Annotated in this window: 15 protein-coding genes; 7 read left to right on the forward strand and 8 right to left on the reverse strand. The window is 36.1% G+C overall.

The annotated features are described in order from the left end of the window. Window positions 1-5 precede the first annotated feature (5 nt). The 4 genes from SBO79_RS12370 (at window position 6) to SBO79_RS12385 (ending at window position 5,297) form a co-directional block, all read left to right on the forward strand. Entirely contained in the window at window positions 6-3,278 is a 3,273-nt protein-coding gene (locus tag SBO79_RS12370) for an efflux RND transporter permease subunit (RefSeq protein WP_318640706.1), read from the forward strand. After that, window positions 3,268-4,362 carry an efflux RND transporter periplasmic adaptor subunit gene (locus tag SBO79_RS12375; RefSeq protein WP_318640707.1) on the forward strand — a complete coding sequence of 365 codons (1,095 nt, stop codon included), beginning with the start codon at window positions 3,268-3,270 and terminating at the stop codon, window positions 4,360-4,362. Before SBO79_RS12370 ends, SBO79_RS12375 begins: the two co-directional genes overlap by 11 nt. Window positions 4,363-4,472: 110 nt before the next feature. Next, window positions 4,473-5,099: a hypothetical protein gene (locus tag SBO79_RS12380; RefSeq protein ID WP_318640708.1), complete on the forward strand. Its 627-nt coding sequence runs from the start codon at window positions 4,473-4,475 to the stop codon at window positions 5,097-5,099. Window positions 5,100-5,123: 24 nt separating this feature from the next. Continuing rightward, on the forward strand, window positions 5,124-5,297 hold the full coding sequence (locus tag SBO79_RS12385) for a hypothetical protein (RefSeq protein WP_318640709.1): 174 nt from the start codon (window positions 5,124-5,126) through the stop codon (window positions 5,295-5,297). Window positions 5,298-5,391: 94 nt separating this feature from the next. On the opposite strand, the gene SBO79_RS12390 is transcribed toward SBO79_RS12385, so the two are convergent. Then, window positions 5,392-6,279 (reverse strand): L,D-transpeptidase, encoded by an 888-nt coding sequence (locus SBO79_RS12390; RefSeq protein ID WP_318640710.1) that lies wholly within the window; start codon window positions 6,277-6,279, stop codon window positions 5,392-5,394. Window positions 6,280-7,017: 738 nt separating this feature from the next. On the opposite strand from SBO79_RS12390, the gene SBO79_RS12395 reads away from it, so the two are divergent. The 3 genes from SBO79_RS12395 to rplS all read left to right on the forward strand — a co-directional run bounded on the left by SBO79_RS12395 (window position 7,018) and on the right by rplS (window position 8,915). Then, window positions 7,018-7,440: an FUSC family protein gene (locus SBO79_RS12395; RefSeq protein ID WP_318640711.1), complete on the forward strand. Its 423-nt coding sequence runs from the start codon at window positions 7,018-7,020 to the stop codon at window positions 7,438-7,440. Between the two features lie 71 nt (window positions 7,441-7,511). Further along, window positions 7,512-8,192 carry a tRNA (guanosine(37)-N1)-methyltransferase TrmD gene (gene trmD / locus SBO79_RS12400; protein WP_318640712.1) on the forward strand — a complete coding sequence of 227 codons (681 nt, stop codon included), beginning with the start codon at window positions 7,512-7,514 and terminating at the stop codon, window positions 8,190-8,192. Between the two features lie 369 nt (window positions 8,193-8,561). Then, window positions 8,562-8,915 (forward strand): 50S ribosomal protein L19, encoded by a 354-nt coding sequence (gene rplS, locus SBO79_RS12405; RefSeq protein WP_318640713.1) that lies wholly within the window; start codon window positions 8,562-8,564, stop codon window positions 8,913-8,915. Between the two features lie 409 nt (window positions 8,916-9,324). Here rplS and SBO79_RS12410 read toward each other — a convergent pair whose 3' ends face one another. The 7 genes from SBO79_RS12410 to SBO79_RS12440 form a co-directional block, all read right to left on the reverse strand. Continuing rightward, complete coding sequence (locus SBO79_RS12410; protein WP_318640714.1) at window positions 9,325-9,876, reverse strand: TlpA family protein disulfide reductase; 552 nt, start codon at window positions 9,874-9,876, stop codon at window positions 9,325-9,327. A gap of 43 nt (window positions 9,877-9,919) precedes the next feature. Continuing rightward, window positions 9,920-11,092 carry an aspartyl protease family protein gene (locus tag SBO79_RS12415; RefSeq protein WP_318640715.1) on the reverse strand — a complete coding sequence of 391 codons (1,173 nt, stop codon included), beginning with the start codon at window positions 11,090-11,092 and terminating at the stop codon, window positions 9,920-9,922. Window positions 11,093-11,527: 435 nt separating this feature from the next. Then, window positions 11,528-12,475: a zinc metalloprotease gene (locus SBO79_RS12420; RefSeq protein ID WP_318640716.1), complete on the reverse strand. Its 948-nt coding sequence runs from the start codon at window positions 12,473-12,475 to the stop codon at window positions 11,528-11,530. 275 nt (window positions 12,476-12,750) lie between these two features. Next, window positions 12,751-13,101 (reverse strand): DoxX family protein, encoded by a 351-nt coding sequence (locus SBO79_RS12425; protein ID WP_318640717.1) that lies wholly within the window; start codon window positions 13,099-13,101, stop codon window positions 12,751-12,753. A 2-nt stretch (window positions 13,102-13,103) separates the two neighbouring features. Beyond that, window positions 13,104-13,448: a DoxX family protein gene (locus tag SBO79_RS12430; protein ID WP_318640718.1), complete on the reverse strand. Its 345-nt coding sequence runs from the start codon at window positions 13,446-13,448 to the stop codon at window positions 13,104-13,106. 920 nt (window positions 13,449-14,368) lie between these two features. Next, on the reverse strand, window positions 14,369-14,683 hold the full coding sequence (locus SBO79_RS12435; protein ID WP_318640719.1) for a hypothetical protein: 315 nt from the start codon (window positions 14,681-14,683) through the stop codon (window positions 14,369-14,371). 34 nt (window positions 14,684-14,717) lie between these two features. After that, window positions 14,718-15,899 carry an SIR2 family protein gene (locus SBO79_RS12440; protein ID WP_318640720.1) on the reverse strand — a complete coding sequence of 394 codons (1,182 nt, stop codon included), beginning with the start codon at window positions 15,897-15,899 and terminating at the stop codon, window positions 14,718-14,720. Window positions 15,900-16,284: the final 385 nt, after the last annotated feature.

Here is a 16,284-nt window from a genome sequence, read left to right on the forward strand (position 1 = left end):
ATACTATGAATATGATTCGATTTGCACTTCGGAAACCAATTTCGATCATGGTGCTTGTTGCAGGACTTCTCTTCTTCGGAATTGGCGCCGTACGCAGCGTAAAGATTGACATTTTACCCGAAATGAATCTGCCCGTAATTTACCTCGCCCACTCTTTTGCCGGATATACTCCCGATCAGATGGAGTCGTACTTTGCCAAAAATTATGTCAATGTGATGGCTTTTGCCAACGGGGTAAAAAGTATGGAGACCAAGAATATTCAAGGTCTTACTTTGATGAAGGTAACCTATTATGAAGACACTAATATGGCTCAGGCTGCCGCCGAAATTTCGGCGCTATCCAACCGAATTCAGTCGCGTTTCCCTCCCGGCTCTCAACCTCCATTTATTATTCGATTTGATGCTTCTTCTTTGCCCGTCGGACAATTGGTCTTGAGCAGTAAAACCAAATCTAATGATCAGCTTCAAGATATTGCAAATATGCAAGTGCGAGCTACCTTTACTGCCGTGCCGGGACTATTGTCTCCTCCTCCATTTGGCGGAAGCCCAAGAACGGTAGAAATTAACGTAAATCCTGATTTGCTTCGGTCACACCAACTTACCGTAGAGCAAATAGTTGCGGCAATAACATCTAATAATATTACCGCTCCCTCTGGGAATTTGAGAACTGGTAATACTAATTTCATTATTCCGACCAATAATACTATTAAGGATATAAAGGATTTTGAGAAAATACCATTATTTAAAAATGGAGTCGAAAATCTTTATATCGGTGATGTTGCCACAGTTAAAGATGGTGCCGATATCACCGCCGGTTACGCACTAGTAAATGGGAAACGTTCAGTTTATATTAGTATTGCCAAAGCTGGAGATGCTTCGACTTGGGACGTTGTTCAGAATTTGAAAAAACACTTACCAAAAATTCAAAGTACACTTCCAGATGACGTCGAATTGTCTTATGAGTTTGATCAATCGGTTCACGTGATAAATTCGGTGAAAAGTCTGGTTTTAGAAGGCGTAATTGGAGCGACATTAACAGGATTAATGGTTTTGCTATTCCTTGGCGACAAACGTGCCGCTTTCATTGTAATTCTTACGATTCCAATTGCGATTATTTCAGCGGTATTATTCTTGAAATTATTTGGACAAACCATTAACCTAATGTCCTTAAGTGGACTTGCTCTAGCGATTGGAATTCTGGTCGATGAAAGTACGGTGACTATAGAAAATATACATCAGCATCTCGATATGGGCAAACCCAAGGCGCTCGCCATTTGGGATGCTTGTAAGGAAATTGCACTACCAAAACTGCTAATTCTTCTTTGTATTCTAGCGGTTTTTGCTCCAGCCTTTACGATGGTTGGAATTCCAGGAGCACTTTTTCTACCATTGGCACTGTCGATAGGATTTGCAATGACCATTTCGTTTTTACTTTCGCAAACATTTGTACCGATAATGGCGAACTGGTTGATGAAAGAGCACAAATCGGCAAAAACTTCAACTGATCAAGAAATCTTTGAAGATTCAGGATTAACGGTGGAATCTGAGGAAGATACAATGAATCAAAAGCGAATTTTGGTTCAAAGAGAAGATTTTAATAATGACGGTAAAATCAGCTTTTTTGAGAGATTCAGAAATGGCTATATGAAACTGATTCATCAGTTGCTGGTTTACAAAAGGATGGCAAGTATTATATATTTAGTAGCCTCGGTTGCATTGGTTGCCATCTTAATTGGTACAATTGGACAAGACGTGTTCCCGAGAGGAAATTCATCACAATTTCAAATGAGAATGCGTGCTCCCGACGGAACGCGACTAGAAGTAACGGAAGAGAAAGCCAAAACGTTGCTTCAAGAGATTGAGAAAATGGTTGGAAAAGAACATATAGCAATTTCATCAATCTATGTCGGACAACATCCAGGAATATTTTCGGTATCGCCAATTTATCTTTTTACAGCAGGACCGCACGAAGCAGTTTTTCAAGTTGCTTTAAAAGATTATGACGTTGAAATGGATAATTTTAAAGAGCAAATAAGAGCTAAAGTAACAGATGTGTTACCAGACGTGAAAATCTCTTTTGAGCCAATTGATCTTACCGATAAAGTTTTAAGTCAAGGTTCGCCTACTCCAATTGAGGTTCGAATTGCTGGAAAAAACAAAAAGCAAAACGAAAAATACGCGAACTTACTAATGGCAAATATGAATCAGGTAGATTATCTACGTGATATTCAGATTGCGCAACCAATAAATTATCCAGCACTCGACATTACAATCGACAGAGTACGCGCGGCACAATTGGGTGTAGATATGAGTGACATCTCAAAATCTCTGATTGCCTCCACTTCTTCTTCTCAATACACCGACAAGAATATTTGGATTGACGAAAAAGCAGGTTTCTCCTATAATGTACAAGTTCAAGTTCCGCTGAATCAAATGAAAAGCGAAAGCGATTTACTACAAATTCCGTTGCTTAAAAATCAATCGAGACCAGTTTTGAGTGATGTTGCGACAGTAACGCCAACCACGACTCACGGTCAGAATGATAATATTGGAGCTAGACCTTACTTATCGGTAACTGCGAATGTTCACGATAATGATTTAGGAACGGCAAGTAAAGCAGTTCAGAAAAGTATTGAGAATCTTGGTGAACTTCCAAAAGGATTATTCATTGAGCAAATAGGATTGACTACAGTTTTGAAAGACACAATGGAAAGTCTACAAGTTGGATTATTGATTGCAATTATTGTAATCCTATTGATGTTGACTGCAAACTTCCAGAATTTCAAAACAGCGTTGGTAATTGTAACCACAGTTCCAGCAGTAATTCTCGGTTCACTGTTAATGCTGATGATTACGGGAGCAACTCTAAATTTGCAATCTTATATGGGAATCATTATGGCGGTTGGAGTTTCGATTGCGAATGCAGTACTGCTAATTACAAATGCAGAGCAACTTCGTAAACACAATGGGAATGCGATGCAATCAGCTCGTGAAGCGGCTTCTTTGAGAATCCGACCAATTATTATGACAACGATTGCGATGATTGCGGGAATGATGCCTTTGGCAATTGGACACGGCGAAGGAGGCGATCAAATTGCACCACTGGGTCGCGCGGTAATTGGCGGACTGCTATTTTCAACATTTGCAGTATTACTGATTCTACCTCTAATTTACGCTTGGGCAATGAAAAAATCGACAACTCAATCAATCTCTTTGGATCCTGAAGATCTGGAAAGCATACATTATATACCATCAATAAATTCTAGTAATGAAAAATAATAATAAAAAATATCTTGTCTCCTCTTTCGCATTTCTTCTAGTACTTGCGGGCTGTGCTGAAAAAACCGAAGATAAGCCAGCAACGGAGCAAAAAGCCGTGGCTCAAAAAATAATTGTTCTCGAAAAGAAATTGCTTCAAAGCAATTTGAATATTCCTGCGGAAGTTAGAAGTGATCAGGAAGTGGATTTATACGCAAAGGTCAGCGGATACGTCAAAGATATCAAAGCGGATATCGGATCGAAAGTGAGAAAAGGACAGCTTTTAGCAACTTTGGAAGCTCCGGAAGTAAGTTCTCAATTGGCCGGAGCAAAAAGTAGAATGCTTTCGCAAAAGGCAATTTACACCGCAAGTAACAGCAATTATCAAAGATTGTTTGAAACTTCAAAAGTGGAAGGAACCATTTCGACTAATGATATCGAGCAGGCTATTGCCAAAAAAGAATCCGATCACGCTCAGTTTCTTTCGGCGGAAGCCAAATACAGAGAGATCGCAATTATGCAATCCTACTTGCAAATTCGTGCACCATTTGATGGAGTAATTTCCAGCCGAAACACCAACCTTGGAGCGTTTGTTGGGCCAGGAAGCGGAAAAGCAGACTTGCCGTTATTTAGATTAGAAAAGCAAGATAAATTGCGTTTGTCGCTGTTTGTTCCAGAGAGATACAGTGGGTTTTTAAGCGAAGGCGACAGCATTAGTTTTAAAGTAAAATCATTGCAAAACAAAACTTTTAAAGCACAGATCACACGTAAATCGGGCGCTCTTGATCAGAAATTACGATCAGAGAAAATCGAATTGGATTTGGTTAATACCGATGGAAAATTACTTTCGGGAATGATTGCCGATGTGAGTTTGAAATTAAGTGCGAAGAATGCAAACTTCGTAGTTCCAAAATCGGCGGTGGTTCAGGCGAGCGACGGAACTTATATTTTTGTAATTAAAGACTATAAACTCGAGAAAAGAGATGTTCAGATAGGAAGAGCAGAGAAAAACGAAGTAGAAATTTTTGGCGATATAAATGAAGGAGATTCGATTTTAGAACTAGCTTCAGAAGAAACGATAGATGGCAGTTTGTTAGTTAGTTAAATAGTATTCCCTAAATATTATTGTTTTAAAAGTAGTCCAATTGGGCTACTTTTTTTATATTTACTAGCCAAGAAAGAAATTTTTAGTAGAACTACAGTCAAAATTAGCGAATGAAGTATTTTATAACACTCATCTTATTAATTGCAATTTTAGGTTATGGTCAAGTCTTTGAACCTAACTTTCCTATTACGGTCAATATTGGATTAACATTTTTAATTTTACTAACCGCAGTTTTATTAGAATGCACTCCACTGAAAAAGAATTTCGAATCTGATTTCAAAATGAGAAGTCAGCGAAAAATAATTGGAAAATTTGGATTAGTATATGCTGTTGCTTGGACGACATTTTGGGTACTTGGCACTAATAATTATAAAGATATTCTATTTCTAACTTTTTTGTTTTGGATATTTCCAGTAGCTGAAATAATTGTTTGGTTTATATATAAGAGAGAAAAACCATATACTCTGTTTATAAAAAACAATGAATTGACACTAAATAATCGTTGGATCCAGAGAAGAAATCTAACTGAACTTAAAGAAATTCGATTTGACCGAATTAGTAAAATCTTAAAGCTTGATTTTGAATCAAACTCAACCATAGCAATTAAAACTTTGGAATATACTGCTGCTGACATTGATAGGTTACTTGAGATCATAATTGAAAAATCTGAAAACAATGTTTTCATCCCTCTAAATTATCAACCTTCAACAGATAAAGCTGCTATTGGCACAATATAAAGTTTCCGAGGCAAGGAAATAAAAATGAATTTTATAGAAGCAAAATATAATGACTTACAAAGTCTTGATCAATTTACTGATGAAAAGATCGGTAAAAAAGGAACAACAAAACGTGACGAGTTTGAAACTAGATACGAAGCTTTTAAGCTTGGAGTTTTGATTCAGCAAGACGAAGAAAATAAAAGACTGAGTAACTAATAACTTTTAGAAGCATTGAAAGAGTATAATCCCATAAAAAAGAAAAAGCCCCTCACAAAAGGGGCTTTCACATTTTAATAAAAATTGCAACTATTTATTTCGCTGCTACGTCTTTCTGAGATCTTCTAATTTGCTGCTCTTTCATAATTTCGTTCATAAATGGCGCAACAACTTTCTCAATATCTTTCGCTGAAAGATTCAATGATTTTGGATTGGTATTTAATTTCATCCACGGTTTACCGTTTTCAAAATCGTAAGCTCCAAAAACAACGGTTGGAGTTCCTTTCACTTTCACAGTGTGCTCATCTGCAAGAATCCATTGATCAGCCCATTCGTACAAAACTTTTGCATCTTTCTCCTGTAACCTCAAGCAAGAATGCGAAGCTGGATAGCCTGGAAGCGAATATTCGTGCCATCCCACACCCTCTTTATTTTCGATATTAAAGTTCCACTTCAATTCCCACTCATCATCAAAAGTACTGATGGTTTCTTCAGCTTTCCAGTTGCTAAAAAACAATCCAGTTGGCGTCAAATGCTTTTTACTTCCCATATTTGTTGGTCCAGTATGAATCAACGCACCGTGCTCATAAGTCGCAAATGTCTGCGATGGATACGAGAACAAAATTATTTTGTCAACTTTCTGCAAAGCTGGCACTTCAAAAGGGAAAGGCAGATAATAAGCGATATCACCTGAGAAATCGGTTGGAACAATGATAGAATCCATTGCCGAAATGTTTTTGGCATCCGTTCTATTTGCGGCCAAAACCAAGTTCATTTTTTGAGAATCGTCTTTGTTAGCGGCTAACCATTCTTTGGTTTTCGCAATTTCGTACGAAACAGCTTTTGTAGGCTCAACGCGTGGTGGAAGTTTAATTTCCTGAACATCATCTTCAGGATTAACGTTAATCGATTCTGATTTATCCTTACAAGAAACGGTGGCAAGAAGCAAAAATGCGCTAATACCAAGAACTGCTTTTTTCATATTTTTATTTTTGTATGGTTTATCTATCTCAAAAAAGAGACCAATTTTTAAATTCCAATTTGGGCCAAAAATATTACTATTAACTGTCACGATGCAAATGAATTATGTGATTTTTAAGATTATTTTTCTTTCAAATATATCTTTTTTAAGAGACTTTACTTTATAAGCCCGATAAGTTATATAATTGTTATCGACCACTCGAAAATCCGATAGAGCGGAATTGTAATCCGCGCCCGCAAGTTATGAAAAGTATTAGGCTCTTCGATCCCCGATAACTATCGGGGCTGACCTCGAAGCAATTTATACTGTTGTAGATTCATAATCCTGTTATCCTCTGGTAAAAATTTTTGAAGTTAATTTCTGCGACTTTTTTTCTGCGAAAGTCCCCAGCCCTGATTGCCGAGCAAATCCTGTGGTAGCAATTTGCCTTTTTTAGAGCAGCGGCGTGCAAGAGCGACCAACGGAAGCTCCTTGCCCGCCCTCTGCTCTGGCAAATTGTTGCCGCAGATTGGAACAAAAAGCAGGATTAGCTGCCAAATAATCAGAATCGCATTTGTCTCTATTATTGCTTAAATTTGCCATAATAATCTTAGTAAAAATCATTGCTACACGTAGACAAATATGCAGCTGGATAATCAGAAAGTCAAGGAAAATATTTTAAAATTTAGTTTAGGCTCCGATCTGGTAATCTATATTTCCCGCTGTATCATTGGGTTTCTTATTGGCTACACTCTGTATATGAGTTTTCCCGAACACCATCTTTATTGGACATTGCTTTCGATAATTTTGGTTATCTCGCCCGAGGCTAAAGATTCGCTTAAATTGGCACTGGATCGATTTAAATCCAACTTAATTGGTTCAGGCATTGGTTTAATATGCTTTTTTATCGAAGGTCCGAGAGTGTGGGTGATTTTATTTGGAATTATCTTAGCAATTTTGGTTTGCCATTGGCTGAATCTGCTGTCTGTGGCAAGATCAGCGATCGTGGCAATGATAATAGTTCTTATTTTTGAAAATGAATTAGTGACCTGGACGGGCGCTCTCGAGCGGTTTTTCTCCGTGACTTTAGGATGTCTAATTGGTTTGGGAATCACCCGAAGTACTTCCTTTTTACTAAATTATCTGCGCAAACACGCCGATTTACCACAAGAAAAGTTGTAAAGCTGATCCAATAATAGATTCAATAGGGCAGAATTCTTTTTGTAACTTTGCCGCTGCTAAAAAATCTAGTTATGCGCATTGATATTGTCACACTTTTACCAGAATTATTGAGAAGTCCTTTCGAAGCTTCGATTATGAAACGCGCCATAGACAAAGGTCTTGTCGAAGTTCATTTTCACAATTTGCGCGATTATTCAACCAATAAACAAAAGAGTGTCGACGATTATCAGTTTGGCGGTGGCGCTGGAATGGTGATGACCGTGCAACCGATTGACGATTGCATCACCCACTTAAAATCCCAGCGCGAATACGACGAAATCATTTATATGTCCCCGGATGGTGAGACTTTAAACCAGCCAATGGCCAATAGAATGTCGTCTTTAAAGAATATAATTATTCTGTGCGGACATTATAAAGGAGTTGATCAGCGCGTGCGTGACCACTTTATTACCAAGGAAATTTCTATTGGCGATTACGTTTTGAGTGGTGGCGAATTGGGTGCGATTGTCCTTTCGGATGCGCTGATTCGATTGATTCCAGGAGTGCTTAGTGACGAAACTTCGGCACTTACAGACAGTTTTCAAGACAATCTTTTGGCGCCGCCTGTGTACACGAGACCCGCGGATTACAAAGGTTGGAAAGTACCCGAAATCCTTACTAGCGGCCACTTCGCGAAGATTGACAAGTGGCGTGAAGACAAGGCGTACGAACATACCAAGAATAGAAGGCCCGATCTTTTGGGCGACGATTAGTGTTTTTTGGGTGTGCCCTTTTTCCTGCTTTTAAGGAGCAGGAAAAAGGTCGGCCTATCCGCTGTATCTTTTTAATGACCTTGCTTCGCAGGTCATAAAAAAGGATGCCGCTGCTATGCCTCACACAATTCTAAGAACTACTATTTTTAGGATTCAAATGTAACACATTAAAGATCACTCGCATTTTGTTCACAATCAGTGAAATACATATTTTTTAAAAGCATTAAAAAATATCAAAGCAATCATAAAAAACTTAGCTTTTTGAGATTGTTAATTAAAAATATTTTCTACCTTTGCGCCCACTTGGACCAACCTCTGGCGAAAACCGCGAATGTTGCTCTGATTTAAAACCATAATTAAACAATTATCATGGCAGATTTGATGAAATTCGTTCAAGACGAATTTGTAGAGAAAAAAGACTTCCCAGCTTTCGCAGCAGGAGACACAATCACTGTTTACTACGAAATTAGAGAGGGTGAAAAAACTAGAACACAGTTTTTTAAAGGTGTTGTAATTCAAAGAAGAGGTTCAGGAGCTACTGAAACTTTTACAATCAGAAAAATGTCAGGTTCTATTGGAGTTGAGCGTATCTTCCCAGTACACTTGCCAGCACTTCAAAAAATTGAACTTCATAAAGTTGGAGCTGTTCGTAGAGCACGTATTTTCTACTTCAGAGAACTTACTGGAAAAAGAGCAAGAATTAAAGACAAAAGAAGATTCTAATATCTCTTTGTACTCAAATATTAAAAGCTTCGATGAAAATCGAAGCTTTTTTTTGCTCTACTTTAAAAATTAATTTGCTGAATTATTACCACGAAGTTCACACAGCTGAATTAGTGAAATGGTAGAGTTTGTAATTGAAATTGCACTGTGAACCAAGTATTGTTAGCTAGCGCAAGCATCTTGCTCGCGCTTAAAAATCAAAATCTCTACTTTTCAACCTGAAAATTACTTTACAATAACAACTCTTTCCGCAATATTCTCGTCAATTCTTCAGCTTTGTTGAGAGTCATTAAGTGACCATCTTTTTGCACAATTATATCTGCTTTTAAAAAAACTGCAAAGGCAAAATCCTGTCACTATTTTCGCGACTATAAATTGTACTATTTCAAAATAAGTTTGAAAAAAATTTTTAAAGCACAGAATTTATAGCATTCACCAACTCTTCTTTATTTTCTAAACTTCCATCAAAAACTTTGATAACTTTCTTATTTTTAATTAGATATGTCATCGGTATTGACAAAGAATTTAAGGAGTTATCGGCTGGCTTATTTTGAAGATAATTAATAATTGCGGTGCGAAATTCCAAATTCTCATTTGTGATATCTTTAAAGTAGAAGCGATCATTTTTTAAAAATTTGTTCAGCTTTACAGAATCCTTATCTACTGAGAGCGATAGAAATTCGATATTCTGCCCGTTGAAATCTGATTTAATCTGGTTTAGCATCGGAATTTCTACCAGGCAAGGTTCGCACCAAGTTGCCCATAAATTTACACATATTATCTTATCTGACTCCAAATATTTCTTGCTGAATTCACTTTGATTGATTTCTGATTTTTGGGTAATTCCTAAAGTATCATTTTGATTTCCGATGCGCACATTTCCTATCTGAATGCCGAAAGACATTACCGCAATTAGAGCAATCATCAATAAAACACTAAATATTAGTAGACCTTTTTTCATAAATTTTTTGTGGAAGATTAACTGTGTGAAGTTTTATGTAGAGTTATTTAATAAATTCTTGCTTAGTGAGATTAAATTTAAGAATTTCCTCTGCACGTTTTACGGTAACACTTATTTCGGTTTCGTCTTTTTCAATTCTATCGAGAAAGTATTTGCAGAATTCACTGCTTTGAATTTTTGTAAAGTCGGTGTCATTAATAGCTAAAATCTGATCGCCTAAGTCAATTGGAATATTCTTGTCTACGACTTTGGACATTACTGTCGCTTTGCCATCCACAAAAAGATAGGTAAATCCGAAACCATCTAATTCTGCTGGCTCGACGGTTGAATTCTTTTTAAAGTGAATTTTATTCGTATTCCAATCGATTACAAAGACATAGTTTTTAAGGAATTCGTTCCCAATTAAAGTCGAAGCTCCACTATCCATAAGTTCATCTTCAAAAATGCTTGAGTTTAGAGTTAGGGCACTTTTCATTACAAACGTTGTATCACTTCTACTATTTCCATAAATCCCAATTGAATTTACTCCAGATTTAATATAGAATTTCTCTGAACTTGTAAGTTCTTGATGGTAAGAAAGATCATTAGCGATTTTGATATTTCCTGCATATCCCGTGTCAAAGGTAAAATCTTGAATTTTATCATTAACAAGTCCCGCAACGTGCGGAGTTTTTTGAGCTTTGCTAGTAAAATCTAAAGTGAAGTCAGACTGCTCAATATTGAAAAGCGCTGCATTTTTTGAAGCGCTAATTTTTTTGTTTTGGTAATCAAATTGCCAATTTAATTTAGCTAATAAATTTGCACCCACTATTCCATCAAATCCAAAACACTTTAACTCCTGATTATTTATGGTCATTGCTACAGCAGCAATATTTTTAAAAGTCAAATCTCCAATCTTGATTTCCGGCAAAAGACAAAAGTCTTGTGTTTCCTTATTCTTTTGTGAATCGCCGACAGTTGCTGAATGCAATGTTTTTAAATCTAAATCTTCAAATATCTCTTTAGAAATTACCATTGCCGCGCCCGTATCTACCAAAAACCAGTACTCTTTTCCTTTGATAGTCACTTTGCATAGCGGCAAGTCTTTTACGATTTTCAAATTAACTACCTCGATATCTTTATTGATAATAGCTTCTCCTGAATTAAAAAATTTCTGATTGGAACTGCAGCTTATATTTAAAAATATCAAAAGTATAATAATGGCTTTAAATCTCATCGCATAGAATTTTCGTAGTAATGGATAAATATAGGTTTAATTTGGATATTATTGAGGTTTCAATTTTTGACATTTATGCTATAGAGGGACACGAGCGGGACGATTGCAGCAGCTTAAAAAACAAGCTTTCAAAATGCTGTTTTATTAGAAAGACTTCTCCGCTAGTGGAAGTATCTTGCTCGTGCCCACAAATTGAATAAAGCATAATAGGAGCACAAGATAAAGTGAAGAATTCTATTTAAACTTTCTAGCAGAAGTACTTCAAAAAAAGACAAATCGTCTTCTTTCTATTGGTCTAATAAGAAACCAATCTTCCTTGGGATTGACAAAACGTGAATCGAGCTCTGTTCTTTCCGAAAGGAAAAATTTTAAAATAATTCTACAAAAAAACCGACTAATTGCTTAGTCGGTTTTGTGATTTATAAATTTTATAGCCTATCTAAATGATTTTCTTGAACCTGTAGTAGAAAATATTGCCGCCATTCTTGTAGCTTGTCCATTTGAAAACATGTACATTCCAGCGTCATCAGTGTAATCCATGTAATTCATATACATTTCCAACGGTGTTCCAGAGCAAGTACTTCTGTGGCCAACTGCAGGAATACCGTAATTTGAAGTATTATGTGTAGGCGTATCGGCAACAAGATCGCTTCCGCAAGTTGCATCACCCCAGATATGACGAAGATTCATCCAGTGACCCACTTCGTGCGTGGCAGTTCTACCTTTATTGAAAGGTGCCACAGCTGATCCAGTTGTTCCAGTGTATTTTGAATCGATTACAACACCATCGGTCGTAGAAGATCCACCAGGAAATTGCGCGTAACCCAAAATTCCACCGCCGATATTACAAACCCAGTAGTTTAATTTGGTTGTAGGAGAAGTTGCAGCGATACCGCCCGAAGCAGTACTTTTCATCGCATCATTGGTACCCCAAGAAGTTTTGGTTGTTGATTTTCTAACTACATTGTCTAAAACGAAACGAACATTTAGCGCACCTCTAACCGAGTTGAAAGGATTGCTCGAATTGTAATCGGTATTTGTTCCTTGAAAATCTTTGTTAAGCACATCAATTTGGGATTGCAATTGTGCTTGCGAAATATTTTCGGCAGTAGTTCTATACAACACGTTGAAAACTACGGGAATTTCAAGAACACCATTTACGATTTTACCATTTTTGATAAATTCATCGGTCTGTTCTTCGATGGCATTCATTCTCAATGCTAGTGTCGGATCTGCTTTAAGCTGACGATCCAAAACTTCATGCGAAGCACAGCCTCTTTGTGCGACATTTGGAGATTGATTTACTGAGTTTTCAGATGAGTCATCATTCTGACAAGCAATCATCAAGAAAAGCAATGCCACTGCGATAAGGGATTTTTTCATAATTCTAATAAATATTAAGTAGGTTAATTAATGCTGCAAGTATATAATATTTTCTTAAAATAAAATTTAAAATTATAACATTTTTTTTGAGATTTTAATTGCATTGAACTTGCGAACAAAACAATTCATTTATAAATCTCCTTATTTATTAGCAAATTGTGGATTTTAAAGCTTGAATAATCAACTCTACAAAGTTTTAACCGCAAAGATATTTGTAAGAATAATCTTTGTATGGGATTTGAAGCGAAATAGTTTGACAGAAATAGGCGGTTTATTTACGCTGTATATATTTTCAGCGCTTGCAAAAAAATATAGAAATTCAGCAACATAAATAATATAGCGGGAAACGATGCGATAAAGCCGTCTTTGACTTTTAGTCGGACGATTACGCCAAAGAACATTAGTAATGAAAGTCCTCCTGAAGAAATTAGTAAAAAGAAGTCGGATTTGAGTCCTAGCAATAAACCCAGAGCACCAACAATTTCCAAAACGGCGGTTAGCGTTCCTAATTTTGCTAATCCGAATCGGACAAATTCGCTTTTCATTTTTGGCGATGCAAAATAGGAGATTCCGTAGCCGAGGAAAGAAAGGCTAGAAAAGACAATCAGAAGGTTAAGTGAAGTCATCACTAAATCATATTAAGAGATACGGCGGCGATGAAAAGACAAAGTGCTAGTAGGAATAATGATGGTATTCTCTTCTGCCAAGGATTGTTAACTTTAAAGTGGAAATACTGTGCGCTAATCATCAAGAAAGCCATAATTAGAGCGGGAATTAAAACAAGCTCTTTGTGCCAAATTCCCACAACGAGCAAGGTTGCCAAGATAATTTTGGTTGCGCCAACGATTGTGCGCATTTGGTCGCTTAGTTCGTATTGTTTGAATTCTTTTACGATATTATCAAATCGGAATACCCAAACGATAATAATTGAAACAGCGACGATTAATTGTGCGGCGATTGCTATATTTTCCATTTTGAGGATATTTTAGTGGTTTTAGGTTGTGGTTTTTTGTTTGATAAAAGTAGGTTATAAAAGTTTAGTAAAAACATTTTGTTTAATTATTTTTTAATAAAGTTAAACACGTTTGTTTTTTAATTTAATAGCCGATTAAATAAGATAGCTATCTATGGCATTACACGCAGAACTTTGCGCTTTTTTTATAAAGTCGTCCCGAAGGGACTTTGACTTCACGTTCGAATATCTTAACCCGCGGTTGAAACCGCGGGCTACAATAACGCCGTCCCGATGGGACTGAGAAGCTGTTAATGGGAAGATTGAAAGATTGGGAGAGCAATAAAGGTACAAACATTGTCCTTTAGGTTGAGCGCCTCGCTGGTGTTATTAAATAATTTTACGTGACTGTCTGCATAAATATCTCAAATAACCGATTTATCGGGAAAGCTTTATTCTAATCCGCGGCATTAGCTGTGAGTACAGATAATATTGAATTTCCAGATACTCCCGTAAGGAAGATTTTATTGTCGCCTACAGTTTAATTTTGGCTTAAGAGGAATATTTAATGAAGAGAGAAGCATCGCCACAGATTTACGGCAGCAGGTAGATTTAATTGCGGGCAAAGAAAATATTGGATTCCCAAAAAGTCCCGTAGGGACGATGTTATTGTAACCCGCAGTTTGATTTTGGCTCAAGAGGAATATTTAATGAAGAGAGAAGCATCGCCACAGATTTATGGCAACCGGCAGATTTAATTGCGGGCAAAGAAAATATTGAATTTCCCAAAAGTCCCGTAGGGACGATGTTATTGTAACCCGCAGTTTTAACTGCGGGTAATAATGCGCCGGAAGATAAGAAAGTCCCATAGGGACGATGTTATAAATTATAGAGTTTTAGAACGCAAAGTGCGCAAAGCTGGGTGAGTATTTTAGTAACTTTTATAGATCAAAGTACTTTGTATTTACCACCAAAGGAATTATCATTGCTAGCAAAATCCAGAAGAGTTTCACAAATTTATTATGGGAATTTATCATAATTTGAATCTTTTCGTTTTCGGTATTGTCTTCAATTGGCAATGGCATCCAACCATAAAATGTTCCGCCGTGAAAACTTCCAATTGAAGATTTAAAATCAGGATCTTCCAACTTCTTTTTCAAATCTGCATATTGAATATGTCTATCGTAGACGAATACAAGAATGAGTAGTAGAATGACAGAAAAAGAGATGAATATTATGACTTCTAATTCTAACATAATATATTTTTAATTATTCAACTTTCTGTAGCATTTACAATCTTATCTTCTTTAATATTTCAGAAATATCTTGATCATAATAGTCAATCCAAACTGTCTTAACTCCCAATGATTCTGAATCTTTTTCTTCAAATCTATTTTTAAGCTCCGTCAAAAAATTAATCGTGTCCTCTACTTGCAATAAATCCATTATTTTATCTTCTTTACTATCTTGATTTTCTGAAATCAATTTATTTATCGAAGATTTAAGCCACGCTTTGTCTGTCCTTTTCTTAAAAATATAATGAAATTTGCCTGATTTTCTTTGAGATCTTGCGATATCAAGTAAACGTCTAATATTGGGATCAGTAAGAGATGTTCCAATAAATAAACAAGTTTTATCTCTAAATTTGTTTATTTGGACGATATTATTCCAACTGTAAGTATTACTGTATTGTTCATGATAGACAAATTCCCCTAAAGTAATCTTGTTGTCAATTCCAATCTTACCTTTCCTAGGAAGAAAACCGTGAACGTGGTAAATTTTTAAAATATTATTTTCCTGACTTACTGCTTGGCCGAACACAGACTCAAAAGGGATATCAAGATTAGTATCTTTTAGTTTAGCTTCGATGATATCATCGTAGTTATAGGTTATAATTCCATCTAAATTAGGACTATTTCTTGGCGCAACACAGAATTTAACTATCTCCTCAATAATTAATGACGTGAAATTATCATTAAATGTTTCATAGAGTGCTTCTCTTACTTGACTTTCAAATTTATTTTTATTGTTTTCATCTTTGAAAGATTCCTCCAAATATCTACCAGCAATCAAGGGACTAGGATTAAATATTTTCGAAAAGAATTTTGATAAAGTAACAGCTTTATCTGTTTCAGTTTCGATAGTTGTCATTAATAGGCGTTGAAGCAAGTTTTCCCACGTAGGTATTCCAAAGCCAGAAGAGATGCCAGCGCCTACTACGAAATTTAAATTTCCCCTAGTATACGCTTCTTTTAAATGCTTGATTGCAGTGACAGAAGTTGATTTCCTTGTTTTAGGAAGGCTTATCAATTTCCAATCATTTTCTATAATTTTACTCAAATCTTGAATCATAGCGAATAATTTTTCACTGGATGCTTCAAAATCAAATGTTGCATCGAATGGAATATTACGTTCTACTATTAAATCTGAAAATAGACCTTCCTTATTATCATTTTTTGATTCGTTGTCCATATTTACTAACTTCAATATTATTGTCCTTCTTTAGTGAGTAGGTTAAATATTTAAGTAGAACGCAATTTATATTAATTAACAAATCACTTTATTTTCCACCCCGCTAATATAATCCTTTTCCCACCTCAAAAACCTGCTTCAACCACATTTCCCAACGGAGTACTTCAACCAAGGACAAATCCCATTCTTTGCCCACATCTGATAAACTACTATCTGCCTTACCAACGATCTTGGCTGAATTATCTTGAAGTCTTTTGGCGAAAGCCTAAAAATTATCAATATGACAATAATTCTGAATGTGAAATTGGGAATTCTGCCCTACTAAAAATGCTGATACTGAATTTTTAAAGGACAATGTTTGCTATATTTTGAGCATATCCAAAAA

Source organism: Flavobacterium ardleyense (assembly GCF_033547075.1).
Taxonomy (GTDB): Bacteria; Bacteroidota; Bacteroidia; order Flavobacteriales; family Flavobacteriaceae; genus Flavobacterium; species Flavobacterium ardleyense_A.